General features: G+C 29.0%; 2 protein-coding genes. Both read left to right on the top strand.

What is annotated here, in order from left to right; translation table 11 throughout:
* Positions 1 to 186, top strand: a 186-nt coding sequence (locus tag B3603_RS03330) for a hypothetical protein (protein WP_291560725.1), incomplete at its 5' end; no start/stop codon positions are given.
* A gap of 11 nt (positions 187 to 197) precedes the next feature.
* Positions 198 to 396 (top strand): hypothetical protein (locus B3603_RS03335; RefSeq protein WP_291560728.1); only part of this gene is annotated, 199 nt, incomplete at its 3' end.

A 396-nucleotide genomic window follows, 5' to 3' on the forward strand; every position in this document is an offset into this window, starting at 1 on the left:
AATAACACTTTTGGAAGTTATTTTACAAACAATATAATTAAAAGTTTAACTAATAAAAATATAGCAGCTATAGGTTCACCAGTGAATAATAACGCAACAACTTGCACTATAGAACAATCGATTGATAAATATATTTATTGGTACTTTACAACTAACAATACAATATCAGTTACTTCAATACCTTAAAGGAGGTTTATATGTATAAAATAAAATACTACAATAACGAAATGGTTGGGCATGACGAAGAAGGTAATCCCATTTTCGAAATAAAGGAACTAGAATATCAATGTAATGATACAGAGTTTGAATATTGGCTAAATGTGATTAAAAAGAGTTACGGTGAGTTTGGAGAAGCAACCCATGAGCATGTAGAAGATGAACCAACAAAAGAAGAAT

Origin of the sequence: Clostridium sp. UBA2485 (genome assembly GCF_002341865.1) — a bacterium.
Lineage (GTDB): Bacteria > Bacillota > Clostridia > Clostridiales > Clostridiaceae > Clostridium_J.